Here is a 24,492-nt window from a genome sequence, read left to right on the forward strand (position 1 = left end):
CTCTCGCCGAGTTTCAGAACGGTTGCTGCGTGCGCTTCAAGAAAAAACGAGCGTCTTGACGGGCAACAGTATCGCCTGTGCACGCAGGACAATGGCATTCGCTATGCCCATCCCGTCCACAATTCTGGCAAAAAAGGCGGACAGCCCCGTGATCTCCCCCGCATCTATTTCCTTCGCGCGACTTGTATAAGCGACGCCAATGCAGGCGCTTCCGGGGGGGATGCCTTCCAAATGCTTGGGAAAAACCGGAGCCAGAAAAGCGGTGACCGTTCCCGGACGAGCGCGATCCTGGGAATCAAGCAGCGCGTCCCCCGGCCGAAACTGGCCTGCGGCTATGGTATCTTGCACCCCGTCCACAATCATGGGGACAATGGTCAGCGGTTTGGATGCGCAGGTGATTTCAACAAGCATACCGGGTTTCAGAACGCTCGCGGATATCTGTCCAAAAGCCGCGACAAAGCGGCCTTGCCCCGATATCTCGGGAACCAAAATGCCAGCGGGACGCAGGATCGGATTCACTATGTCGCCCGGTTTCAGCAAAAACTGGGTCACCGTGCCATCCACTTCGGCGAATACCGTGGACTTTGCGATTTCATTCTCGGCTTCTTGTAGGACTGCGCGCGCACTTTCCTTTTGCGCTGGTAAAACTGCTGTCTGACGCAACTTGGCACCGTCGCGCGCAGAAATAGCGGCTGCGCGTTGGCTAGTTGCGCCGGACACGGCGGTTTGCAGGCGTTCCAGCTCTTGTTCGCTGACAACGGTGTCGTTTCGTTCCGCCAGTGACAGACGCCGCTGTAGGTCGTTTTCAGCCTGACTAAGCTCAACCTCTGCGGCTTTGACGCGGGCTTCGGCTGTGGCGACTTCTGTCGCGATCAATCCCAATGTGGCGTCAATCTCTTCAATCCGACGCTGCGCGGTCTCTGCCGCCGCTTCCTGCCGGGTGGTATCCAGCGTGAAAATCGCGTCGCCTGCCTTCACCCTTGCATTGTTGGTGACATAGACCTCGGCAACGCGGCCCCCGCGGTCAGAAAGGATGGTCACAGTACGAAAAACCGCGGTCACTTTGCGCGTTGAAGGGTGGAAATAGAAAATGATGGTGATCAGCGTCACGGCCAATATTGCGCATGCGGTCAATCCCCAACGCAGTTCATACCAGACGTTGAACAGGGTGATTTCGTGGCCCCACCGTTTGCCCTGCTTGTACCGGCGGTATAGATAGTCGGGAACAATCGTGATCAGCGCCGAGAAAATAAGCTCAAGCATCAGTGTGCTCCGGCAAATCCGTCTTGGTTTCCAGTGGAAGGATTTCGTGCAGGGGCACTGCTGCAATCAGGATGGCTGCAATCCAAAACGCATTGTTCAAGGTGAACAGCGAAATCAGGCCAAGCACGCCGACAAGTTGCATTTGCACCTTATGAGCACCGGCCGCCATTCGATCTGGAATAGCCTGCACCGTGAAATAGAGCGCACCAAAGCCCAGCAAGACGACAATAAGCGAAATGCCCACAACGATCAGAAAGCCATCCGTTTCGCCCGGGGCGGTTACCCAAAACGGTAGCCGGGCCAAAGCCTCATCAGAAATAGAGCTGTTCACGGGAACCTCCGGTTTCATAATGATACTGTGCAAGGATAAACGATTGAATTCAAAAAGATCAAACTGGGGTGGTTTTCGGCTCCGATCTATGGCGCGTTTCAGCGCGGGGTTGCCGCAAGTGGCGTCCTGTCCGGTTTTGGCCGCACCATTTTTGCGATCGTCAACTTAGCGACTTTTCAATCAGTTTGGTTCGCATTAAGAGTTCCGATAGTCGCCGCGCCTGATGGATCGGTGACCTGCGGATGTGGCGAAACTGGTAAACGCAAGGGACTTAAAATCCCTCGCCCTAGGGCTTGCGGGTTCGATCCCCGCCATCCGCACCACTCAAACCTTCAAACTGGAAAGCCCAACTGGCTGATCAGCCGCCAGATATCGCGGTTCAACTCGGAAAGTTGATCAACAATGTCTTCAATCTCTTTCATGGCCGAGGCGTCGACTGTGTCTTCACGCCCCAGTTTGATGTCTGTTTTTCTATCGGAAATCCTCATCAGGATTGTCTTTGGATTGCCGCTGTCCGGGTCAAAGGAATAAATGCAGTGATTGTATTTGTTTCGAATTCCCGACAGTTTGGCTAATCGCTGTGTGTGAACAAGGATTGGGTCGCGAATTTCCGGTGGGCGGCCCTCCATCTTGGCAAGCCGTTCCACAAGATCAAGGCGCGCCCGTGTGGTGTTCAGCGTCAGAAAGATAATCACCGCGACATCTTTCTTGGTTTCGCTCAGGCCTGCGATCAAGTGGATCAACAGGCTTTCGGTGTTGGTCCACATGTAATTCAGCCGACCCACCAACAGGATCAGGCGATCAAATCGGGTTTCAAAGTCGTCAGTCAACGGCCATTTCATGCGCCTCGTTGGGCGCGACCTCAAAGAAGAATTGTGCAGCGGCAGTCCTGTTGCTGACACCAATTTTGCCTACGACATTGTGTATATGCAGCTTAACAGTGTGCTCGGTAATTCCCAGATTGGAAGCAATGATCTTGTTGCTCTGGCCTTTTGATACCAATTGCAGCACCTGTTTCTCTCTCGGTGTCAGCTTGGAATAGATCGGATGAGGATCTGCTGCCGCCGAAATTGCGGGATGGTCATGCTTGGGTTGGCCGTTATTGGCTGCAACGCTGTCAGCAAGAAAACAGGGCATATAAAATTCTTCATGCAACAACAGACGTAGGATAGACCTCCAAACATCTGGCGAGACGTTCATCGGCAGGTATCCAATTTCGCCATATGTATTGCGATCCCAATTTTCGAACAAAAACCGGGCCGCCTCATCTTTGCGATATGCAAATGCAACGCTGCCTGAGCCGACACAATCCTTATAGGCTTTGGGCCGCGCGATCAGATCATCAAGTGACATTTGGTCGACGATGATGACCCGGCCGGAACCGGATGAAGGACAGACCGGAAGTGATTGGATGCTGTCAATCCGGTGTGTGGCGACACCGAATTCGTTTTGAACCTCGCGCAAGGTTTGACGCGAATAAAACAGTTCCTTGCCAACAAAGTTGATCGAGAATTCTTCGGCGGTAAAATTACCTTGGATAGAACTATCCTGAAACGGGATACTCATTATTCCCCCCTACATAACCCAAACCGCGGAAATGCGGCAAAACAGTAAACAGAACTTGAAGCGTATAATTAACGCAATATTAACGCGCATGATCTCAAGACTACAGTGAATAGTGCAAGTTTCTTCAATAAAACGTGATTCCAAGGGCTTAGGTTCTAGTACTTTCGATTAGGTGGAAGCTGGCCTTTCTCGTTTAAGTAGAGGGAATCGCACGGTTTCCCACCTAAAGGGATTCCGCCCCGTCTTTTGCGGTGCCAATTCGGACAAACAGGCCGAATCGGTTTTTTAATTCAATGAAATCATAATTCTAAGCGATCTAGTGCTTACGGTTAGCTATTCAGGCTGTGCTGCTCCTGCAACGATGTGAGTGCCTCAATTGAAGAGGTGCTTGTTCCTAATGTGCCCGCGATTCGCGCATTTTCGCGATTTTTTGCGCAAGGGCTATTTCGGCTAAGCCGAGAAAGGAGGGTGGGAGACCAAGTCACTGACGATACCGCACGAAAGCGCGTTTCGCGTTTCTCTTTGTGCGCAACTCTTGTTTCAACCGCGCCCGTAACCGTTTTGTAGATGAATGACGGTCAGTGCGCTTAATAAGTGGAAATTGATATGTCTAGAAACCGTAATGGTAATCACGGCGCCGACGTCGAAGAAATTAATGTTGGCCCAGTCATTGCTCCGGTAGATGAAATTAACATCGACGACGTCGAAATCAGCGCGGACCAGACTGAGCAGAAAACCAAAGTTGATAATGATCAGGATCAAGATCAACTGCAGGCGCAAGCCCAGAAAACCGATGTGGATACTGATGTAGATAACGAGAACGATCAGGATCAGGATCAACATCAGGGTCAGGGCCAAGCGCAAGCTCAGAAGCAGAAGAACGGCGATAACGACAACGACAACTCGAACTCTGTCCATATCGACTTTGGCGAAGCCGAGCCGTTGGGCAGCGACGATGATCTGGTAGATGTTGATGTCTCTGGCGGTTCAAGCATCGACAAAGTCATTACCGTTGGAAACGACCTGGATTATGATCCCGGCGATGACCTGAACCTGAACATCAGTCTGGATGGCGCGGGCAACGACATGTCCGCCATCAACAAGCAGTACCTAAACCTGAGCGACGACGACACCCTGGGTGCGGCGGAAGTTAAGAATAACGGTAGCTTTGACCAGGACGGCAACGCGCGTGGCGGTACGGCCAATGCTGATGAAGGCATCGGCTCGCAGTCGGACGGAGGAAACTCCGGAAGCGGCGGCACTGCGCACGGCGGTTATGCAGACGGGGACACCGATGGTGGTACTGCATTGGCGTTCGGCGGTCACACCGGTGACGCAGATGGTGCCGGCACTGGCGGAGCAGGCGGTTCCTCGGGAAGCGCAACCAATTTCGGTCTGGGTGTTGGACATTCCAATGCTGACTCGAACGGAAGCAGCACCGCGGGTTCCGGCGGAAATGCCAACAGTGACGCCGATGCCGACAACACCGGCAGCGCCGACTCTGATGGTGACAGCACAGCCGGAGAAGGCGGAAACGCAGGCTCGATCGGTCTGGGTTTGGGCCTGGGCCTGTCCGAAGCCGACAACGATGGCGCGTCGCTTGGCGGCAACAATGCTACTGGTGCCTCGGCACTGGGTGCCGGTCTGGCCGGGAATGACTCGGACGCCAATGGCGCCAATGGTGGTGACGGCGATGCTGACACCGATGGCGTTGCGGTAAACGCTGGCAGCAGCGACACCGAAGCCAACGACGCAGCGGCTGGTAACCTGGGGCTTGGCCTGGCTGGAAGCCTTGCCGATAGCGACGCTGACGCTGATGGCGGCAATGGCACCGGTTCTGGCGGAACGGGTGGAACTGGCACTGGAGCGACGGGCACTGGCGGCAACGGCAATGGTGCGACCGGCACTGGCGGTGCGGGCACCGGCGGCGCTGGCACTGGCGGAACATCCGGCCAGGTCGACGCGGCGCTTGCTGCGCTGAACCAGCAGAACGGGCTGATTGGCCTGAACGCGGGTGAAGCCGAAGCTGACACCGGCAGCGGTGACGTCAATGGCGGCAACCCCGGCACTGGCGGTGAAGGAGACGGCGGATTTGGTTCCGGCGGCAACGGTAGTGGAGCTCAAGGTGTTGGCGGTGCTGGTACCGGCGGTACTGGCGGTGGCGGAGACGGCACCGGTGGTGCAGGTCTTGGCGGTACTGCGGCTGCTATGTCCGGTGCTCAGGGTGTCGGTGATCAGGCCACGACTGGCCCGAATATCACGCAGACCCCGGGTGACGTGAATGGCACAGCCAGCATGCCACAGAACACCAGCGGCGACGGTGGTGCAGGTGGCGGCAACAGCACAAGCGGCTCGGCCACGGGCACTGGTACCGGTACTGCAACTGCCGACGGCTTTGGCGGTGGCGGCGGCGCGATCCAGCAGGACGCAATGTCCAACGGATCCGGCACAGGTTCAGCAGACGCTGTAAACACCGCTGGTGCGGGCGGCGACTCTGGTCTGTGGTCGGTCGCAGACACCGATGGCAGCGCTGACAGCCTGGCGAGTGCGATTGCAGGATATGGCGGCGACGCGATGTCCGACAATGACGCCACTTCGACAGGCGCAGGCAGCGCGACCGGCTCGGCGAATTCGGGCTTTGGCGGCGGCGGCGGTGCCGGTGCCGGCTACGGCGGAACCAGCGGCGACGCGATGGGTTCGGCAACAAATGGTGCGATCACCGGCGCAACGGTTAACGGTGGCGACGCATCGGGTGCCAACTCGGGCGCGGGTGGTAATGGCGGCAACGCCGGGTCCTGGGGTTCCAACAATTCTGGTGACGGAATTGTCCACGGTGAATCCTACGCATCGGCGGCTGCTGTTGTAGATACATCGGCCTTCAACCAGACGATCGTTATGGGTGCCAACGTTCTCGGCAACTCGGTCGACACGACAATGGTTGGTGGCTCGATGAACTCGACCTACACCAGCGACGATACCGACGTATAACCCGTCTCTGGGTTTGGGGCAGAGGGCGACGGTTCGTTCTCCGACCCGGTCAAGCTAACTGCCGAGGCCGCTTCTGCGGCGGCCTCGGCCCAACTTAACCCAGACCGGAAATTTTGCGCCGGGACGGGGAAAGGACAGTGTTATGTCGCTCGACAGTATCAGTGAAACGATTGCCCACTTTATTGGAACCTTTGAGCTTACGACTGAGCAGGCCAGACTGCGCGAACAGTATGAGGAATTTACCGCCCTCAGACGCAAGATTGAATTAGAGGATCTGGCAGAGGCCACAGCCATTAATGTGCGGGCCGACCTGAAACTTGATCCGGGTAAATACGGTCCTCTTCCCTATAAATTCATGGCCCCGGACAATGATGGTCCGTTCCCCCCGGCCTCTGGTGGTCCAATCCCTGAACCGGCTCTTTTCCTTGATCCGGTATCCGGTCCGGACGAGATTATCCCCGAAGGGCAACTATTTACGGCGGAATTTCAGCAGACTATCGTGGTTCCAGAACTGGTGCCTGAACTTATCGGGTCAGCCGTCGCATACACATTCCAGACCCTTAACCTGAGCGACAACGACACAATCGGTCAGGGTGATTTCCGCGACGCCGAAGTTTTGATGCAAGAGGGTTACGAGGCGCTGGACGTCGCGCTGTCGCTGCATGTGATCTCATCCCCGTCTTTTGACATTGCGGACTACCAATCGGTCGAGAAACTGGAACAGTTGGCCGAACAGATGAAGGCGACCGTGACCGTTCAGGTCGATGGTGCCACAGTCCATCAATTCCACGGCGAAGAAGCGGTGGGTATCATCGTCAACGGCGAACGGGTAGAGGAACTGCCCGATTGGATGGAGCTTTTGCCACAGCATCATCAGTCCGAGGACGACGAAGAGAGCGGGCAGCCGAACCCCTATCCGAAAGAATGGGATCAGTCCGAAGATGACGTATTTGGTGAAGGCCACACGGTGATTGCGGGCGGCAATCTGGCAATCAACGAAGTGTCCATCACGGTTGGTTGGGTCGACGCACCGATAATAGCTGTGGGCGGGGCGTCCTACGATCTGACCGTGGTCAGCCAGGTGGCAATTGTCTCAGACATCGACGAAGGAGAGCCGGGCGCGCAGAGCGAAACCAAGGTTATCCAGTCGTCCCAGATTGCAGTCGAAGCCAACGAGGCGTCTTGGATTGAAGATAACGTAGCACCACCCGGACAGGATCCGCTTGTCGTTATCAGTTGGATAAGCGGAGACCTGTACGTCACCAATTTTGTCAAACAAGTGATTGACGCCACCGACATTGATCACATCCAGACCGAAGTTTCGGCTTCGAACAGTATGTATGTTCTGGGTGACAACGACATGTTCAACGCCAACAACATTGTTCAGTTGGGCAGCTTCTATGACGTAGTCATGGTTGGCGGGAATATGGTTTCCGTCGACATCGTTCAGCAAACGATCGTCTTGATTGACGACGATGTCGTAACGGGTCCCGTTCAGAATGAGGTCGAAGAGAACCTTGTCATGAACCAGGTGTCTCTGACCAGTACGGGTGAAGATACGCATGAAGACATCACTCCGAACTTGGCCAGCGTTTTGCCGATAGAGGAAGTGAACACAGACGCCCTTGAAGACGCGCTGTTGAACGATCCAGCCTTTGCCGGGATGGAGCAGCTTCGCGTTCTGAAGATTGAAGGGGACCTGATCCAGGCGAACGTAATCGAACAGGTCACCTTGCTGCAGGATCAGGACGACGTCCATCTGACAGCGGGCCAAGGTGCTGAAGCATCGGCGTTGGGTGCCGGGAACGCGCTGTTGAACGCAGCCAGCGTTTCCAAGATTGGCGTCGACTCTGTCGTTATGGCGGCGGAGGGCGAGTACTCGGATATGTTGCTGCATCAGGCCAGCCTGATCGACTCACCTGATGAAGAGTTGGGCGAAGAGATCGCCAATGAAGCCATCGCGTTTTTGATGGAGGAAACAAACGGACCCGGCAAGTCAGATCTTGCACCGGGCCACAACAAACTAACACCCTCCGAGGCGGCCAGTTTGGATGACGGTATGCAGTCCATGCTAGCCTAATCTCTTTATTAGTTACGAGTGACCCGAAAGTTTTAGTATGTCGATTTTGTTTTCGTCGCGCCGCACACCGTTTGCCAGTCCGCTGGACAGTCGAAACGGTCCGGACCGAGTTAGACCCCTTGTTGACGAACCCGCGCACAGGCCAGCGAAGATGGTCGGTTTGCGCCTAACCGAGGAGATGCGGTTAAAATCTCCTAAGACCAATCCGGCCAAGGCCGTTGAATCGCAGGCGACCCGAACCGCACGGGCATCTGCAGAACCGAATAAGAACACGGAACCTCCAGAGCGCGCTGTACCTTCCCCCCGGCGCGCTCAGCCACAGCCCGATGAAGACAATTACCAAGAGGGCCGTGGTGCTGGGGTGGCCGATGCCAAAGGCCCCGATCCTGAGACCGCTAAGGATTCGACCGCACGAAAACCCCCCTCGTCGCGCTCGCACAGCGGTGAAGCCATAGGTACCACTATCGAGGCCAAGGCAAACGAGCCGCTACCGCTGCGCAAAGAGGGCGGCGGCGACGGTAAAGGGCCACCCCAGACTTTTCACAAGCGCACCCCACCTGAAGATTTCCAGAACACCCTGCGCACGTCCCTGCGTGCGATATGGCGGAATTTGGCTTTTGTTCTGGTGCTGACCTGCGCAACGAATATCCTGATCCTGGCGATTCCGATCTATCTGTTCCAGATCAGTGACCGGGTGTTGACCAGCCGTTCTTTAGATACGTTGATCATGCTGACGGCGATTGTCGCCGGGGCGGTGATCTTTCAATCCGCCTTTGATGCTGTGCGTCGGTTCATGCTGATGCGCACGGCGGTCGAGGTTAACGCGCGCCTTGGGGCACCGATCCTGAGCGCGGCCGCCCATGCGTCACTGCATGGAACCGGGCGCGAGTATCAGACGTTGGGCGACTTGCAGCAGGTCAGAGGGTTTCTTGTGTCAGGAACGCTGATTTCCTTTTTGGATGTGCCGTTCGCCCCGCTTTTCATCCTGATGATTTTCCTCGTGCATCCTCAGCTAGGCACGATTGTCATCGCGACAGCTTTGCTGTTGATGGTGATTGCCCTGATAAACCAACGCATGACCGCCAAACCGTTTGCCGAGGCGAACAAGGCACAGTCGATGGCAAATCAGCATCTGGATTCGATGGCGCGCAACAGTCAGATCATCAATGCGCTGGCCATGATCCCCGAGGCCGTTCGGATTTGGGGCCGCGACACGGCGCAGTCGCTGACGTGGCAGGTGCGTGCACAGGACCGCAATGTTATTTTCGCTGCTATCTCGCGCGCGGTGCGCTTGTTGACGCAGATCGCAATCCTTGGGTGGGGGGCGTTTCTTGCCCTTCAGGGTGAGATCACGGGCGGCATGGTTATCGCAGCGTCGATCATTGCCGGGCGTGCGTTTGCCCCGATTGAAGGCTCGATCGAGGGTTGGAATGCGTTTCTGTTGACCCGCGGCGCGTATGGCCGCATCAGCAATCTGCTGTCCAACTCGGCGCTGCAGTTTGAAAAACTGCGCCTACCGCGCCCCGAAGGCCGGTTGGATGTTGAGCGTTTGCTTTACGTGCCCGGCGGGACCAAGAGGGTTGTTCTGAACGGGATCAGCTTCTCACTCAATCCGGGTGAGACCTTGGCGATCATCGGCAATTCCGGCGCTGGCAAGACGACCTTGGGTAAAACGCTGGTCGGATCCATCCTGCCAACGTCGGGGAGCGTACGGTTGGACCTGATGGACATTCGCAATTGGGACCCGCGGCAATTTGGGGAAAGCATCGGCTACCTGCCGCAGGACGTGCAGTTGTTCCCCGGAACGATCAAGGACAACATCGGACGGATGCGCGAAGACGCGACGGATGAACAAATCCACGACGCAGCGGTTCTTGCGGATGTGCACAACATGATCGCTACCCTTCCGCAAGGGTATGAGACCGTTGTCTCCGCAGATGGCTCGCCATTGTCAGGGGGCCAGAAACAACGCATCGCTTTGGCGCGGGCCTTTTTCGGCAACCCAAGGATGGTTGTTCTGGATGAGCCAAATTCAAATCTGGATGTCGCCGGAGATCAGGCGCTGGCCCGGGCGATTGCCCAAGCTAAAGAAAGCAAAATTACCGTCGTGGTGATCACGCAAAAGCCAACGCTGCTGAACGCGGTCGACAAAATCATGCTGCTGACCGACGGTCGTGTGGCTCTGTTTGGGCAGCGTGAACAGGTTCTGCAGCAACTGAACGGACCACGCAATCAGCAAGGTATCGCTGGCCAGAAGGGGGATGGACAATGAACGATCTGGTCGCAATCAACAACGACCCCAAGGACCCGACCGTCTGGTATGCCGAGGTTCCGCGATCCATCAACCGATTGATTGTGGTTGGGTTCGTCATGCTGATCCTATGCTTTGGTGGGTTTGGCGTCTGGTCTTTCCGCGCTCCTCTGGCCGCCGCGGTAATCGCGCAAGGCAGCTTTGTCGCGACGGGTCGCAACAAGATCGTGCAGCATCTTGAAGGCGGCATCATCGAGGACATCAAAGTGATCGAGGGCCAATCCGTGAAGGCGGGCCAAGTTCTGATGACGCTTGATCAGACCTCAGCCGAAGCCAATGAGCGCGAGTTGTTCATCCGGAAAATCCGCCTTCAGGCCATGACTGAGCGTTTGCAGGCCGAATACAATGAAAGCGACCGCCTGGAATTCTCGCAGGGGTTGCTGGCCGCTACGGATGATGTCGAGGTGATGACGATCCTCGATGGTCAACGCATCAGTTTTGACGTGTCTCGCAAGACTTTGCTGAACGATATCGCCCTTCTGGAGCGTAATATGGAAGCCCTGAAGATTCGATCCAGCGGCTTTGAAGCACAGCTTGCAAGCATGAAGCGACGCTCGGAAATCCTTCAGGAAGAATATGAAACCAAGCAGTCGCTGTTCGAAAAGGGGTTGGTGCGAAAGGGTGATCTGAACACGATCCGCAGGGTTCAAGCCGAGGCCGATGGCCAGCAGGCGCGTTTGGCCGCAGAAACGGCTGAAATCAATCAGATGCTGCTCAAGTATGAAGAACAGATTACACGCACGCGGTCCGCCTATCGCGAAGCCGCGCTGGACGAACTTGGCGTGATCGAAGGTGATCTGGAAAGCGTCCGCGAAAAGGCGCGTCAGGCGCGCAGCGTTCTGGACCGTGCCGTTGTCCGCGCCCCGGTGACGGGAACGGTTGTTCGGTTGCATTATCACACGCCCGGCGGTGTTATCGAAACGGGTGAGCCCATCGCTGAAATCCTGCCCGCAGACGCCCCGCTGATCATCGAGGCGCAAATCCCCCGGACAGAGATTGACAGCGTCATCACCGGTCAGGATGCAACTGTGCGCCTTGTTGCGCTGAACCAGCGCACGACCCCGGTGCTGAGTGGTGAGGTCTTTTATGTTTCAGCAGATGCGCTTGTCGAAGATTCCTCGGGCGCCCCGCAAGAGGTTTATCTTGCGCGGATATCGCTTGAGCCGGATGAGATCGAAAGGGTTCGCGGCTTTATTCCGACGCCGGGAATGCCGGCCGAGATCATGATCCAGACCGAAGAACGCACCTTTGCGGCCTATATAGCAAAGCCTGTGACAGACAGCATGTCGCGCGCTTTCCGGGAACATTGATCGCCGGCCTAGGGCGATCAACCTACACCTTCCAGTTTTTGCATGTTAGCATCCCGTGACAACCAACAGGAGGGTGCGACATGCCCGTGACCGTCAAGGAAATGATGGAGGCTGCAAACGCTGCCGTCGAGCGTATCGATATGGAAAAGGCCAAAGATGTGTTGGGCAAAGGTGGCCTTTTGCTGGACATCCGTGATGCGGCCGAGGTTCACAAAACGGGTCGGGCCAAGGGCGCGCACCACATCCCTCGAGGGATGCTCGAATTTCGCGCCGATGACGCGCTTCAGTCGCACGACCCCGAGCTGAAAAAGGATCGCCCGATCGTGCTGTATTGCGCATCAGGCGGACGCGCCGCCCTTGCCGGGAAGCTGCTAAAGGATATGGGCTATGATCAGGTTTATAATCTTGGCGGGTTGAATGATTGGGTGAACGCCGGCGGCGAAACCTCTGAAAGTTAATCGCAAAGCTGTAATTCGCGCAGCGACTTAAGCGTTGAGAAGAGCCCTGACTGCGGCTTCGAATTCGCGGGGTTTTTCAGCGTGTAGCCAATGCCCCGCACCGGGAATTTTGGCGAAGCGCGCAGCGGGAAACAACGCGCGAATTCTGTCGCGATGCTCCGGAAGCACATAATCCGAACTGCCGCCGGACAGAAACAAGGCTGGTCCTGCCCAATGTGCGTTCAGATCAGGAAAGCTCATGATCTTTGGCATCTCAGACGCCAATACATCCAGATTAAGAAGCCAGCGTTGTCCCTTGATATCCAACGATTGTGTGAAAAAGCTCTGCAGGGCTTTTTCGACGCCATGTAGCGCCAACTGTTGTTCCGCGTCCGAGCGTCGTTCAACCTTGGACAAGTCGACTGCGCGCATTGCTTCGATGAATTGGATTTGGCTGTGCGTGTAGGTGACAGGCGCAATGTCTGCGACCATCAGTTTGCGCACACTTTCACCGTATAAAAGGGCCAAGGCCATGGCCGCCTTGCCCCCCATGGAATGCCCGACAACATCGGCGGTGCCGCCAAAATGCGCGATCACCTCAGCAAGGTCGCGGGCCAAATCTGGATAGTCATGATGGTCTGTCCACATGCTGTTCGCGTGGTTGCGCATGTCTACGGCAACAACCTGCCGTTCATCGGACAAGCGCCGGGCGATGACGCCCCAATTCCGGGCCGAGCCATATAGCCCATGCGCGATAATCAGCGGTGGGTTTTCGGTGGGTTCGCCATGTACAATCGTGTTCAGCATGACCGTGTGATACCCGGCGCGAATTGAAACGACCAGCCCCATTGTCGCAGGGAAGCAGCCCATATAAAGTGCCGCATCAGGAGAAACGCGTATGCAAAAGACCGTCGATATCCAAACCCAGATCGCGCAAACGGTGCAACTGTTGCGCGACAAGTTGGGTGTCCATGGCAAGACGCTGACCGAGTCGGTCAAAAAAGCAAAGCGGCAGCTTCCCCGCCGGATTTACAAGCAGGCCATGTTGCTGGCGCAAGCTGAACAAATGGCGGCTCATCCCAAGCTGAGGCTGGTGTTGGACACGCCAAAGCTGGCCAGGGCATCGGAAGAGGTGCAGAAACATTTGGGGGGCATGAATCTTGCCGACCGGCGCATGGGGTGGTTTCTAGGGATGCTGAGCAGCTTGGCCTTTAACCTGCTTGTCCTGTCTGCCCTGCTCTTGGCGTTCCTGCGGTGGCAAGGGTTTATCTAAAAAACGGCGCCCTGTAGACGCCGTTTAACTGTTTGAAATCGATCAAACTTACAGGTTCGGGTAGATCGGGAAGCGAGCGCAAAGCTCGGCCACTTCAGCCTTGACCTTGGCTTCGACCTCACCGTTGCCGTCTTCGCCGTTGGCGGCCAGACCGTCGACCACTTCGATGATCCAATCCGCGATCTGACGGAACTCGCCCTCGCCAAAGCCACGGGTAGTTCCGGCGGGCGAGCCAAGGCGAATGCCCGACGTAATGGTTGGCTTTTCGGGGTCGAACGGCACGCCGTTCTTGTTGCAGGTAATATGCGCCCGGCCCAGAGCTTTCTCTGTCGCGTTGCCCTTCACACCTTTTGGCCGCAGGTCGACCAGTACCACGTGGGTATCGGTGCCGTGGGTTACGGTATCCAGACCGCCTTTGATCAGTTGATCCGATAGCGCCTGCGCGTTGTTGACCACGTTCTGGATGTAGGTCTTGAACTCGGGGCGCAGGGCCTCTCCGAACGCGACGGCTTTGCCTGCGATGACATGCATCAGCGGTCCGCCCTGAATGCCGGGGAAGATGGCCGAGTTTACTTTCTTGGCGATCGCCTCGTCATTGGTCAGGATCATGCCGCCGCGCGGGCCGCGCAAAGTTTTGTGGGTGGTGGTAGTCGCCACATGCGCGTGCGGGAAGGGGCTGGGATGCTCACCCGCCGCAACCAGACCGGCAAAGTGGGCCATATCCACATGCAGGTAAGCGCCGACCATGTCCGCAATCTCGCGCATACGGGCAAAATCGATCTGACGTGGTATGGCAGAACCGCCCGCGATGATCAGCTTGGGCTGATGCTCTTTCGCCAGCACCTCGACCTGATCGTAGTCCAACATGTTGTCCTGCTGGCGCACACCGTACTGAACGGCGTTGAACCACTTGCCCGACTGGTTCGGGCGCGCGCCGTGGGTCAGGTGACCGCCTGCGTCCAAGCTCATGCCCAGAATGGTGTCGCCGGGCTGGATCAGCGCCTGGAACACACCTTGGTTGGCTTGGCTGCCCGAATTGGGTTGGACGTTTGCGAACTCACAACCAAAAAGCTGCTTTGCGCGGTCAATGGCCAGATTTTCGGCGATGTCGACGAATTGGCAGCCGCCATAGTAACGACGCCCGGGATAGCCCTCGGCGTATTTGTTGGTCATGACCGAGCCCTGCGCTTCCATTACGGCGGCAGAGACAATGTTCTCGGATGCGATCAGTTCGATCTCGTCGCGCTGACGGCCCAGTTCGGACGTGATCGAGCCGAACAACTCGGGGTCACGGTCCGCAAGTGACTGGGTGAAAAATCCGGTATCACGAAGATTGGCGTTCATGGGGGCTCCACATTCTGGGGGTAATTCTTGCGGATTTCCTATCGGAAACCGATCTGGCGCAAAAGGCTTAAAGCGACGAATTGGCCTGCTGCGGCGTCAAGTCTGGCCTATCGGGGAAAGGTATGCTTGTTTCGGAACCAAATGTGCAAGACCGGAAACCACAACAGATGATTCAGAGAATCGCCTTTCTCGCCAGCGACGTTAAGGTGGCGCAATCCGCCCGCGATAAACTGGTCAAGCGGTATGGAAACGCCGCGCCGCGCGATGCCGACGTCGTTGTTGCGCTGGGCGGGGATGGCTTCATGCTGCACACGCTGCACAATATGCAGCATCTTGACACCCCGGTTTACGGCATGAACCGCGGAACAATCGGTTTTTTGATGAACGAGTTTCACGAAACCGATCTGCTGGATCGCCTTGCCGCCGCCGAAGAAGAGGTCATCAACCCGTTGGCCATGCGCGCAATGGACCAATCCGGTAAACTGCACGAGGCATTGGCGATTAACGAGGTCTCGTTGTTGCGGGCCGGTCCTCAGGCCGCGCGGCTGAAGATCAGTGTGGATGGCCGCGTTCGTATGGATGAATTGGTCTGCGACGGGGCGTTGCTGTCAACGCCTGCCGGGTCAACGGCGTATAATTATTCTGCTCACGGTCCGATCTTGCCCATCGGCTCGGATGTTTTGGCTTTGACGGCGATCGCGGCCTTCAGGCCCCGTCGCTGGCGTGGGGCGTTGCTGCCCAAGATAGCCAAGGTGCGATTCGATGTGCTGGATGCCGACAAGCGACCCGTTATGGCGGACGCGGATTCTGTATCTTTCCCCGATATAGACTGGGTCGAAATACGGTCCGAGCCGTCCATACAGCACCGTATTCTGTTCGACCCCGGTCACGGCCTTGAAGAGCGCCTGATCTCAGAGCAATTCACATAATCTTCCTGTTAGTCGTTTTTTTTGACTTGTGTGAACCAGTTCACAGGAGTTGGATTAATGTTGGATTAACCTGAACTTGCCCGAAGAACACACCAAGGTGGGAGTGAGTGGCCGCCAACGGTGTTTTCGAATTGAATGCGCATTTTTCGCGCTGGCGGGGGTAGGTGGTGCTACGCTCGTTATCGGATCTCCGGGCATATTTTAGCAAGCGGACCCCGGGCACAAAAACCCGGGGTCTATTTTGTTCTGAACGCTTGTTTACGCGGATGCGCTCATCTTGTCCCAAAGTGGCAGGCACATTTGACCGACACGCGATTCGATCGCGGCGGCAGCATCCACCGCCATGTCTTCGCGCCAGCGAGGGGCCGCGATCTGTACGTTAATAGGCTGCGGCCCTTGGGGAAGATTTGCCAAAAGCGCGGGAACGCTGGCGGCAGGCAGGCCGAGGAAATTCATTGCATAGGAATAGACGGCGCAGCCCAAAACCTCATGCACGCCTTCCGCGCCTTCCGTGTCGCGATCGGGTTTGAAAAACGGCTGGGGCAAAAACGGAGAAAGCACCAGCGGGTAGTTCTGCATGAAAAGCGACCATTCACGGGCGTAGTGGCTGCGTTTGGCCAGCATCTCGATCAGGTCTGTTCCGGTGATCGGTGGGAACTCCTGAAAATAGACCTCGAAGATATCGCGAATGGTCTGCGACCCGGCCGCCTCAATATCGCTTTTCAACAGGGTCAGAACTTCGCCCATCAGGGCGCGATACCCGCCGCGGCCGCATTTGAATACATCCGGGGGTGCGATTTCTTCGACGTGATAACCTGCGTCAACCAGCGCGTCTCGGGCAATGTCCAGGGCCCGGTCGACTTCGGGGTGCAGTGCGTATCCGAATGTGTCCTTCGTAAACGCGACTTTGATCGGTCCTTCGTCGGCTGAGCCGCGCCATGGCATCGGTACATGGAAGGGGTCATGCGGGTCAGGTGCGATCAGGCTGGGCATCGAAAGATGCAGATCCGCCGCCGAGCGCGTGATCAGCCCCTGCACCGACATCGACTGCGCCAGCAATCCCCGTTCGGTCTTTTGGCTGGGATTCCATGCAGGAACACGCTCGAGCCCCGGTTTAACCGTCACCGCGCCGTTTGCAGCAGCCGGAAATCGCAGGCTGCCGCCGATGTCATTGCCATGAGCCAGCGCGCCGATCCCTGCCATCACTGCAGCCCCGGCGCCACCGGACGACCCTCCGGGCGAGATGTGGCGGCCCCATGGGTTATTCGTTCGCCCGTGGAGTTCGTTATCCGTATCCGCCCGGAATGAGAATTCAGGCGTGTTCGTGCGCCCTATGACGATGGCCCCTGCATTCTGAAGGTTGCGAACAATCGGTGCATCAGCGGGGGCGATCACATCCTTCAGCGCGACAACCCCGTTCGAGGTTGCGTGGCCCTTTTGATCGACGTTGATCTTGATCGTCACCGGGACACCATGCAGCGGCCCGGGTTCAGCGCCATTGGCCACGGCCTTGTCCAGATTACGGGCACGGGTCAGCGCCTCGTCGCTCAGGTCCTCGACCACGGCGTTCAGGTCGGGGTTCACCTGTTGCATCCGGTCCAGGGATGATTTCACGGCGTCTTCCGCGCTGATGTCCTTGTTGCGGGTCAGGGCGGTCAGATCGGTGGCGTTCAGACGCCAGATGTCGCTTGATGTCATAGGGCCTCACTGTCTTGATCAGACAGTAGAGGCCCGGTCATGGGTTGCAAGAAAAAGCCGGGGCTGAGGGCGACGCGCTGACGCCCTCAGTCCGGTTACTGGGCGTAGCCGATTGATTTCAGCGCGTCCGTGATCTCATCCAGAATGGCGGGATCGTCGATCGTTGCGGGCATCTTGTAATCTTTGCTGTCCGCGATCGACACCATCGTCCCGCGCAGGATCTTGCCCGAGCGGGTCTTGGGCAGACGATCTACCACCACGGCTTGTTTGAACGCCGCGACAGGGCCGATCTTTTCGCGGACCAGTTTGACCACGTCTTGCACGACTTCACCGTGATCGCGGTCGCAACCGGCATTCAGGCACAGGAACCCCACGGGCATTTGCCCTTTCAACTGATCAGTCACGCCAATGACTGCACATTCGGCCACATCGGGGTGGGCGGCCAGAACCTCTTCCATCCCGCCGGTGGACAGGCGGTGCCCCGCGACGTTGATCACGTCATCGGTACGGGCCATGATGTAGAGGTATCCTTCCTCATCAATCATTCCCGCATCGCCGGTCTCATAATAACCGGGGAATTGGTTGAGGTATGAGCTTTTGAACCGTTCCTCTGCGTTCCAAAGCGTCGGCAATGTGCCGGGGGGGAGGGGAAGCTTGACCGTGATCGCACCCAGTTCACCAGGTTTCATCGGGTGGCCGCCTTCATCCAGAATCTGAACGTCGTAGCCCGGCATGGGTTTTGCCGGAGATCCCAGCTTGATCGCCAGTTCCTCAATCCCCAGAGGGTTGCCAGCGATGGTCCACCCCGTTTCGGTTTGCCACCAGTGGTCGATGACCGGGACTTTCAAAGCCTCCTGCGCCCATTCGATTGTGTCAGGGTCCGCACGTTCACCTGCAAGGAACAAAGCGCGTAGGCTGGACAGGTCGTATTTCGAAATCAGCTCTCCCTTTGGGTCCTCGCGCTTGACTGCTCGGATGGCGGTCGGGGCGGTGAAGAAGCTTTTGACCTTGTGTTCAGCTATCACGCGCCAGAATGTGCCAGCATCCGGGGTGCCAACCGGCTTGCCTTCGAATACAATGGTAGTGTTCCCGTGGATCAGCGGCGCATAGCAGATATAGGAATGCCCCACGACCCAACCGACGTCAGAGGCTGCCCAGAACACATCGCCGGGATCGACGTCATAAATGTTCTTCATCGTCCAGTTCAGCGCGACCAGATGACCGGCGGTCGGACGCACGACGCCCTTGGGGGATCCGGTGGTGCCTGATGTGTACAGAATATATGCGGGATCATTGCCGTCTACTGGAACGCATTCCGCGGGTTCAACGCCGTATTGAAATCCGTGCCAGTTGAAATCGCGCCCTTCAATCAGTTGCGCGACTTCCTGTTCGCGTTGAAAAATAACGCAAAAGTCAGGTTTGTGGCTGGCCAGATCAATGGCGCCGTCCAGAAGGGGTTTGTAATGCACGACGCGCCCCGGCTCCATCCCGCATGAGGCCGCAATGATGGCCTTGGGCTTGGCGTCGTCGATCCGTACTGCCAGTTCGTTACTTGCAAACCCGCCAAACACCACGGAATGCACGGCACCCAGGCGAGCGCAGGCCAGCATTGCCTCAAGCGCCTCGGGGATCATCGGCATATAGATGATAACCCGGTCGCCCTTTTCGATTCCCTTGGCGCGCAAAGCCCCCGCAAGGTTTGCCACGCGATTGCGGAGTTCGACATAGGAAATCTCACGCTTGGTGTGGGTGATCGGGCTGTCGTAGATGATCGCGGTCTGTTCGCCCCTGCCATTTTCGACATGCCGGTCCACCGCATTCCAGCAGGTATTTACCTTGGCATCGGAAAACCACTCATAAAGAGGCGCCTTGTCGTCAAACAGAGCTTTGGTCGGTGGCTGGACCCAATCTATCCCTTTGGCGGCTTCCATCCAGAAGGCCTCTGGATCGGATTTCCAGCTATCGTAAACGTCCTGATATGCCACAGTGGTTTCCTCCGAAAATTCCCTGTGCCGTTGTTAGGGGCGCAGGGGGCGACACACAAGCAACCGCTGTGACGGGGCGTCACTTTACCGCAAAACATTTGCAGATGAGCGCTTTTTAGGTTGCAAATTTTTGCAAATTCGCCGCATTAAGCGGGTTTATGGGCGGATATAGGCCGCATTTGCAAATCTGCAAACCATTGCGTGCAAATAGCGGCAGAATCAGGCCGGGCATCTTAAAGGATGCCCGGCGCCGTCCTATCCGTAATGCGCGACCGGAGTGCCCGCGATGGCCGCCATGTTCAGCAACCCGCGCGCCGTGATCGAGGGTGTCACGATATGTGCCTTGTTGCCCATCCCCATCAGGATCGGGCCAACCTCAAGCCCATCGGCCTTCATCTTAAGGATATTGCGGACCCCGCTGGCCGCGTCTGCGTGGGCGAATATCAGAACGTTGGCTGCCCCTTGAAGGCGCGAATTCGGAAAAATCCGCGAACGCAATTCTGGGTCCAGTGCCAAGTCCAGGTTCATCTCGCCTTCGTAGGTGAAGTCACGTGGTTTCGAGTCAAGCATCTCAAGCGCGGCGCGCAGGCGTTTTCCGGATCCTTCCGCCTGATTGCCGAACTGTGACTGCGAACAGAACGCGATCTTGGGCTCCAGACCGAACCGTCGCACATGGCGGGCTGCGCCAATGGTCGTTTCGGCCAGCTCTTCGGGCGTTGGCAACTGTCGTACATGCGTATCGGCGATGAACAGGGGGCCGTCCTCGAGGACCATCAGCGAAAGCGCCCCATGAGGCCGCAGGTCGCCGTCATCCAGAACCTGCTGCACATAATTCAGATGCCAGCGATATTCGCCGAACGTGCCGCAGATCATGCTGTCAGCCTCGCCGCGTTGTACCATGATGGCGGCAATCGCGGTGTTGTTCGTCCGCATGATCGCTTTGGCAAGGTCTGGCGTTACGCCCCGACGCTGCATGATATTATGGTACGAGTTCCAGTAGTCATAGTATCGAGGATCGTTTTCCGGGTTCACAATCTGGAAGTCCTCGCCGGGACGCACGGTCAGGCCCAGACGTTCACATCGTGCGTCGATCACATCGGGACGTCCGATCAGGATCGGGGTCTCTGTGGTTTCCTCAAGGATAGCTTGGGCTGCGCGCAGGACACGTTCATCCTCGCCCTCGGCAAACACGATGCGGCGGGACGCAGCGGCAGCGGCCTCGAAGACGGGGCGCATGATGAGGGCGGATTTAAAGACGGTCTGATTCAGCCGCTCTTTATATGCCTCGATGTCTGTGATGGGGCGTTTGGCGACCCCGCTTTCCATTGCTGCCTTGGCCACTGACGAGGACACAACACCCACCAACCGGGGGTCAAACGGCTTGGGAATCAGATAGTCGGGGCCAAAGGTTAGCTGTTCCCCCTTATATGCAGCGGCTGCTTCGGCGCTGGTTGTGGCGCGGGCCATCTCTGCAATCCCGTCTACACAAGCGATCTGCATTTCATCGTTGATCTCGGTCGCCCCTACGTCCAGAGCGCCGCGGAAGATGAACGGAAAGCACAGGACGTTATTGACCTGATTTGGGAAATCGCTGCGACCGGTGGCAATGATTGCGTCGGGAACAACTTCGCGCGCTGCATCGGGCAGAATCTCGGGCGTTGGGTTGGCCAGTGCGAAAATGATCGGACGGCTGGCCATTTTTGCCACCATTTCGGGTTTCAGCACGTTTGGTCCGCTGAGACCCAGAAACAGGTCCGCGTCGCCGATTACGTCATCCAACGTTCGCAGGTCGGATTTCTGCGCGAACTGGTCCTTATGCGGGTTCATATCTTCGGCGCGGCCTTCGTAGACCAGCCCGTGAATGTCGCACAGCCAGATATTCTCGCGCTTGACGCCCAGCTTGACCAACATACTGAGACAGGCAATCCCGGCGGCACCGCCACCGGTTGAAACCACCTTGATATCTTCGAATTTCTTACCAGCCACGTGCAGAGCGTTTTTGGCGGCGGCCCCAACAACGATCGCGGTGCCGTGCTGGTCGTCGTGGAACACTGGGATGTTCATACGTTCCCGGCACAGCTTTTCGACGATGAAACAGTCTGGTGCCTTGATATCTTCCAGGTTGATCGCGCCAAAGGTCGGCTCTAGCGCGCAAACGATATCGGCCAGCTTTTCTGGGTCGGCTTGATCCACCTCGATGTCGAAACAGTCAATCCCGGCAAATTTCTTGAACAGGACGGCCTTACCTTCCATCACGGGCTTCGAGGCAAGCGCACCGATATTCCCCAGCCCCAATACTGCGGTGCCGTTGGATACGACGGCCACCAGGTTACCGCGCGCTGTGTAAAGTTCTGCATTGGCGGCATCCGCTTTGATTTCAAGGCTGGCTTCGGCCACACCGGGTGAGTAGGCGCGGGCTAGGTCGCGGCCGTTCGCCATCGGCTTGGTGGCCTTGATCTCAAGCTTTCCGGGCTTTGGATGGGCGTGATAGTCAAGCGCGGCCTGCCGCAGGCTAGGTGAGTCAGACATCGGCGATTCATCTCCCTTCCGAAATTTAGTTGAGGGTTAAACTATTTTTTTCGGAATGGCTACGCTGCGTCAATCTGCAACAATGATGTAACCATGTTGAGAGCGCTTGGTTGAAATCTGTCATAAAGTGTTTAATTTCCCGCCACTGCGACAACATCGCGAACGTATGGGGCACTGAAGGTCATTCATGAGCTATAAAGACGAATTTCAGGCGGAAAGTGTATTTCCGTCAGAAAAGATGCTCTTCGGTGCCAAGCGAATTGCGTTTTGGGGTGCGATCGCATTGGGCGCAGTGATTTTGCTCGTGGGTATTATATGGCCCGTGCCGACATCGACCCTGAATCAGGAAGGCGGTTTGATCGAGACCGTTTCCGCAATGGGGCTTTTTGCTGCTGGATTGGCTGCGTTCTACCGTTTCCCGGGCCTAAGTCGCATGTATATCGGCCTTGTCTGCCTGCTTTTGGCGGAACGAGAGCTTGAGTCCGACATCTACCCCGTCGGCAGCTTGCCGTTCGAGATTTTGAACGGGCTGGATGCCGTTCTCGATATCACGGCCGTTCGCGTGGTTTTGGGGCTGATTGTTTTGTTCGGTTTGATCCGGCACGGCATTCCGAACGGGTGGCGTGCGCTTCGCGGCCGGGCATCTTTTATGGTGATGTTTGTGGTGGCGGGGCTCTTTGCGGTTTTGGCGCAAGGGCTGGAAGAAGTGTCGTACATGTTTCGGCACGATTTTTCTGGTGTCATGATGGTGCGGTTCTTTGTGTTGGAAGAAACGCTTGAGATGTTCTTTTCGATTGGCATTCTGGCCGCTGTTCTGATCGGATGGCCCAAAGCCGAAATCGAAGAGACCTTAAATGACCGAGAACCCCAACCAGATCCACGCTGAGATTCGCCTGCCGACGCAGGAATTGCGCGACGACATCCCCTTTTTCACCAAGGTTCTAGGGATGCGGATGGACATGATCTATCCTGCTGACGATCCGCGTGTCGCAGTTTTCTCGGGTCATGGGTTGCGACTTCGGATTGAAAAAGATGCACCGGAAAGTCCCGGCACTCTGCGTATTCTGACGGATGATCCTGACGGATTTGCTGATGGTCAGCGCGCTTTGATCGCCCCGAACGGTACGCGGGTTGAGATTGATGAACTCAACCCTCCGATGGTGATGCCGGATACCGTTCATTCATTTGTGGTGCGGCGGCTCAAGGATCAGGCGCCGTGGATTATCGGACGTGCCGGGATGCATTACCGCGATTTGGTACCCGACCGTTTGGGCGGGTCGATCATCGCCAGCCATATCCGGATACCGGATGGTGGGCCGGTGCCGGACATGGTGCATTTCCACAAGGTCGGGTTTCAGTTGATCTTCTGCATCCACGGCTGGGTGGACGTGGTTTATGAGGATCAGGGTGACAAGATGCGCCTGACGGCGGGCGATTGCTTTATCCAGCCGCCTGAAATCCGTCATCGCGTGCTCGAAGCGTCGGACAATGTGCAGGTAATCGAGATCGGTGTGCCAGCCAAGCATGTCACCGAGATTGATCACGACATGACCCTTCCCACTCCGCACCTTCGTCCCGATCGGGAATGGCAGGGCCAAAAGTTCGTCTTTAACCAGGCCGCGGGTGCGGAGTGGGGGGCATTCCGGCTGCCGGGCTATGTTTGCCGGGATACAACGATCGCCGAAAACACCAAGGGTGTGGCCGGGGTGCAGGTGGTACGCAAGGGTCAGGGCGAACCAGCTTGGGCAACGCACGATACTGATATTCACTTTACATTTGTCATGAACGGCCAAGTCACCCTTGAGGGCGAAGGACGCGATCCATACCGGCTGGAGCAGGGGGATGCTTTTGTCATCCCGCCCGGAATGCGTACCCGATTGGCTGACCCGTCAGAGGACGTCGAACTGTTGGAGGTCACGCTGCCGGGTGTCTTCAACACGACACTGGACTAAGCGATTTGGTTCAGGAAATCTGCGCTTGGGGCTTCAATTCCCCGAGTGCTTTCCGGTAGTGTGTTAGTTTCTGACCAGATGATCAAAAATTGGGGAATCGCCATGACGTTGAAAGACACAGCACTTTCGGTTCGGGAAAACGCATACGCGCCCTACTCCAAATTCAAGGTCGGTGCGGCGATCCGGTCGGCCTCGGGTCAGGTATATGCCGGGTGCAATGTCGAAAACGTGGCCTACCCCGAAGGAACCTGTGCCGAAGCCGGAGCGATCGCTGCCATGGTCGCCGCGGGCGAACAGGACTTGACCGAAGTGTATGTTGTGGCCTCGTCCCCTCAGCCTGTACCGCCTTGCGGGGGATGCAGGCAAAAGCTGGCGGAATTCGGCAAGCGCGACGTCAAGGTGACATTGGCCAGCGTGGATGGCACGGAGTTGGTGACAACGATCGGTGACCTGTTGCCCGGCGCATTCGACGCGTCGCACATGGAGGATGTCTGAC

The 24,492-nt window shown here is 57.0% G+C and carries 19 protein-coding genes and 1 tRNA gene; 11 read left to right on the plus strand and 9 right to left on the minus strand.

Annotation, left to right across the window (positions count from 1 at the left end; genetic code table 11):
• Positions 1-36: 36 nt before the first annotated feature.
• Both GOX73_RS12555 and GOX73_RS12560 read right to left on the minus strand, forming a co-directional pair.
• Entirely contained in the window at positions 37-1,263 is a 1,227-nt protein-coding gene (locus tag GOX73_RS12555; protein WP_171125483.1) for an HlyD family secretion protein, read from the minus strand.
• On the minus strand, positions 1,256-1,594 hold the full coding sequence (locus tag GOX73_RS12560) for a hypothetical protein (protein WP_171121971.1): 339 nt from the start codon (positions 1,592-1,594) through the stop codon (positions 1,256-1,258). Before GOX73_RS12560 ends, GOX73_RS12555 begins: the two co-directional genes overlap by 8 nt.
• A 238-nt stretch (positions 1,595-1,832) precedes the next feature.
• Between GOX73_RS12560 and GOX73_RS12565 the strand changes: the two genes are divergently transcribed.
• Positions 1,833-1,917 (plus strand) — tRNA-Leu (locus GOX73_RS12565).
• 9 nt (positions 1,918-1,926) lie between these two features.
• Here the strand turns inward: GOX73_RS12565 and GOX73_RS12570 are convergent.
• Positions 1,927-2,436, minus strand: a complete 510-nt coding sequence (locus GOX73_RS12570; protein ID WP_171125481.1) for a hypothetical protein — start codon at positions 2,434-2,436, stop codon at positions 1,927-1,929.
• Positions 2,417-3,160: a response regulator transcription factor gene (locus GOX73_RS12575; protein ID WP_254429186.1), complete on the minus strand. Its 744-nt coding sequence runs from the start codon at positions 3,158-3,160 to the stop codon at positions 2,417-2,419. The genes GOX73_RS12570 and GOX73_RS12575 overlap by 20 nt, the downstream gene beginning before the upstream one ends.
• Positions 3,161-3,766: 606 nt before the next feature.
• On the opposite strand from GOX73_RS12575, the gene GOX73_RS12580 reads away from it, so the two are divergent.
• From GOX73_RS12580 to GOX73_RS12600, 5 genes are all read left to right on the plus strand, one after another.
• On the plus strand, positions 3,767-6,148 hold the full coding sequence (locus GOX73_RS12580; protein ID WP_171125478.1) for a hypothetical protein: 2,382 nt from the start codon (positions 3,767-3,769) through the stop codon (positions 6,146-6,148).
• A gap of 142 nt (positions 6,149-6,290) precedes the next feature.
• A complete protein-coding gene (locus GOX73_RS12585; RefSeq protein ID WP_171125476.1) occupies positions 6,291-8,228 on the plus strand; it encodes a type I secretion protein in 1,938 nt (645 codons plus the stop codon).
• A gap of 151 nt (positions 8,229-8,379) precedes the next feature.
• Positions 8,380-10,500, plus strand: a complete 2,121-nt coding sequence (locus GOX73_RS12590) for a type I secretion system permease/ATPase (RefSeq protein ID WP_371808595.1) — start codon at positions 8,380-8,382, stop codon at positions 10,498-10,500.
• Positions 10,497-11,849 carry an HlyD family type I secretion periplasmic adaptor subunit gene (locus GOX73_RS12595; protein WP_171121976.1) on the plus strand — a complete coding sequence of 451 codons (1,353 nt, stop codon included), beginning with the start codon at positions 10,497-10,499 and terminating at the stop codon, positions 11,847-11,849. Before GOX73_RS12590 ends, GOX73_RS12595 begins: the two co-directional genes overlap by 4 nt.
• An 80-nt stretch (positions 11,850-11,929) precedes the next feature.
• The gene (locus tag GOX73_RS12600; protein ID WP_171121977.1) at positions 11,930-12,307 is read left to right on the plus strand and encodes a rhodanese-like domain-containing protein; all 378 of its coding nucleotides are present in this window, start codon (positions 11,930-11,932) and stop codon (positions 12,305-12,307) included.
• Positions 12,308-12,334: 27 nt separating this feature from the next.
• On the opposite strand, the gene GOX73_RS12605 is transcribed toward GOX73_RS12600, so the two are convergent.
• Positions 12,335-13,135 carry an alpha/beta fold hydrolase gene (locus tag GOX73_RS12605; RefSeq protein ID WP_371808598.1) on the minus strand — a complete coding sequence of 267 codons (801 nt, stop codon included), beginning with the start codon at positions 13,133-13,135 and terminating at the stop codon, positions 12,335-12,337.
• Between the two features lie 49 nt (positions 13,136-13,184).
• Here GOX73_RS12605 and GOX73_RS12610 point away from each other — a divergent pair, with 49 nt between their 5' ends.
• The gene (locus GOX73_RS12610; protein ID WP_171125473.1) at positions 13,185-13,559 is read left to right on the plus strand and encodes a hypothetical protein; all 375 of its coding nucleotides are present in this window, start codon (positions 13,185-13,187) and stop codon (positions 13,557-13,559) included.
• A 48-nt stretch (positions 13,560-13,607) separates the two neighbouring features.
• On the opposite strand, the gene glyA is transcribed toward GOX73_RS12610, so the two are convergent.
• Entirely contained in the window at positions 13,608-14,903 is a 1,296-nt protein-coding gene (gene glyA, locus GOX73_RS12615) for a serine hydroxymethyltransferase (protein WP_171121980.1), read from the minus strand.
• A 167-nt stretch (positions 14,904-15,070) separates the two neighbouring features.
• Between glyA and GOX73_RS12620 the strand changes: the two genes are divergently transcribed.
• Positions 15,071-15,832 (plus strand): NAD kinase, encoded by a 762-nt coding sequence (locus GOX73_RS12620; RefSeq protein ID WP_171121981.1) that lies wholly within the window; start codon positions 15,071-15,073, stop codon positions 15,830-15,832.
• 258 nt (positions 15,833-16,090) lie between these two features.
• On the opposite strand, the gene GOX73_RS12625 is transcribed toward GOX73_RS12620, so the two are convergent.
• The 3 genes from GOX73_RS12625 to GOX73_RS12635 form a co-directional block, all read right to left on the minus strand.
• Positions 16,091-17,530: an amidase family protein gene (locus GOX73_RS12625; RefSeq protein WP_171125471.1), complete on the minus strand. Its 1,440-nt coding sequence runs from the start codon at positions 17,528-17,530 to the stop codon at positions 16,091-16,093.
• A 95-nt stretch (positions 17,531-17,625) separates the two neighbouring features.
• Complete coding sequence (gene prpE / locus GOX73_RS12630) at positions 17,626-19,515, minus strand: propionate-CoA ligase PrpE (RefSeq protein ID WP_171121983.1); 1,890 nt, start codon at positions 19,513-19,515, stop codon at positions 17,626-17,628.
• Positions 19,516-19,770: 255 nt separating this feature from the next.
• Positions 19,771-22,044 carry an NADP-dependent malic enzyme gene (locus GOX73_RS12635; protein ID WP_171125469.1) on the minus strand — a complete coding sequence of 758 codons (2,274 nt, stop codon included), beginning with the start codon at positions 22,042-22,044 and terminating at the stop codon, positions 19,771-19,773.
• A gap of 187 nt (positions 22,045-22,231) precedes the next feature.
• Between GOX73_RS12635 and GOX73_RS12640 the strand changes: the two genes are divergently transcribed.
• The 3 genes from GOX73_RS12640 to GOX73_RS12650 all read left to right on the plus strand — a co-directional run bounded on the left by GOX73_RS12640 (position 22,232) and on the right by GOX73_RS12650 (position 24,491).
• Positions 22,232-22,930, plus strand: a complete 699-nt coding sequence (locus GOX73_RS12640; RefSeq protein ID WP_171125468.1) for a hypothetical protein — start codon at positions 22,232-22,234, stop codon at positions 22,928-22,930.
• Positions 22,899-23,996 (plus strand): cupin domain-containing protein, encoded by a 1,098-nt coding sequence (locus tag GOX73_RS12645; protein WP_171125466.1) that lies wholly within the window; start codon positions 22,899-22,901, stop codon positions 23,994-23,996. The genes GOX73_RS12640 and GOX73_RS12645 overlap by 32 nt, the downstream gene beginning before the upstream one ends.
• A gap of 102 nt (positions 23,997-24,098) precedes the next feature.
• Positions 24,099-24,491: a cytidine deaminase gene (locus GOX73_RS12650; protein WP_171125465.1), complete on the plus strand. Its 393-nt coding sequence runs from the start codon at positions 24,099-24,101 to the stop codon at positions 24,489-24,491.
• The last annotated feature ends 1 nt before the right edge of the window (position 24,492 follow it).

This window comes from Ruegeria sp. HKCCD7221 (assembly GCF_013031225.1).
Lineage (GTDB): Bacteria > Pseudomonadota > Alphaproteobacteria > Rhodobacterales > Rhodobacteraceae > Ruegeria.

Excerpts from the sequence above, each read along its gene's own strand:
- GOX73_RS12645 (WP_171125466.1), top strand. The coding sequence starts at position 22,899 with ATGACCGAGAACCCCAACCAGATCCACGCTGAGATTCGCCTGCCGACG.
- GOX73_RS12650 (WP_171125465.1), top strand. The coding sequence starts at position 24,099 with ATGACGTTGAAAGACACAGCACTTTCGGTTCGGGAAAACGCATACGCG.
- GOX73_RS12640 (WP_171125468.1), top strand. The coding sequence starts at position 22,232 with ATGAGCTATAAAGACGAATTTCAGGCGGAAAGTGTATTTCCGTCAGAA.
- GOX73_RS12575 (WP_254429186.1), bottom strand. The coding sequence starts at position 3,160 with ATGAGTATCCCGTTTCAGGATAGTTCTATCCAAGGTAATTTTACCGCC.
- GOX73_RS12620 (WP_171121981.1), top strand. The coding sequence starts at position 15,071 with ATGATTCAGAGAATCGCCTTTCTCGCCAGCGACGTTAAGGTGGCGCAA.
- GOX73_RS12590 (WP_371808595.1), top strand. The coding sequence starts at position 8,380 with ATGGTCGGTTTGCGCCTAACCGAGGAGATGCGGTTAAAATCTCCTAAG.
- GOX73_RS12600 (WP_171121977.1), top strand. The coding sequence starts at position 11,930 with ATGCCCGTGACCGTCAAGGAAATGATGGAGGCTGCAAACGCTGCCGTC.
- GOX73_RS12625 (WP_171125471.1), bottom strand. The coding sequence starts at position 17,530 with ATGACATCAAGCGACATCTGGCGTCTGAACGCCACCGATCTGACCGCC.
- GOX73_RS12605 (WP_371808598.1), bottom strand. The coding sequence starts at position 13,135 with ATGGGGCTGGTCGTTTCAATTCGCGCCGGGTATCACACGGTCATGCTG.
- GOX73_RS12580 (WP_171125478.1), top strand. The coding sequence starts at position 3,767 with ATGTCTAGAAACCGTAATGGTAATCACGGCGCCGACGTCGAAGAAATT.
- GOX73_RS12555 (WP_171125483.1), bottom strand. The coding sequence starts at position 1,263 with ATGCTTGAGCTTATTTTCTCGGCGCTGATCACGATTGTTCCCGACTAT.
- GOX73_RS12610 (WP_171125473.1), top strand. The coding sequence starts at position 13,185 with ATGCAAAAGACCGTCGATATCCAAACCCAGATCGCGCAAACGGTGCAA.
- GOX73_RS12570 (WP_171125481.1), bottom strand. The coding sequence starts at position 2,436 with ATGAAATGGCCGTTGACTGACGACTTTGAAACCCGATTTGATCGCCTG.
- GOX73_RS12635 (WP_171125469.1), bottom strand. The coding sequence starts at position 22,044 with ATGTCTGACTCACCTAGCCTGCGGCAGGCCGCGCTTGACTATCACGCC.
- GOX73_RS12595 (WP_171121976.1), top strand. The coding sequence starts at position 10,497 with ATGAACGATCTGGTCGCAATCAACAACGACCCCAAGGACCCGACCGTC.
- GOX73_RS12585 (WP_171125476.1), top strand. The coding sequence starts at position 6,291 with ATGTCGCTCGACAGTATCAGTGAAACGATTGCCCACTTTATTGGAACC.
- glyA (WP_171121980.1), bottom strand. The coding sequence starts at position 14,903 with ATGAACGCCAATCTTCGTGATACCGGATTTTTCACCCAGTCACTTGCG.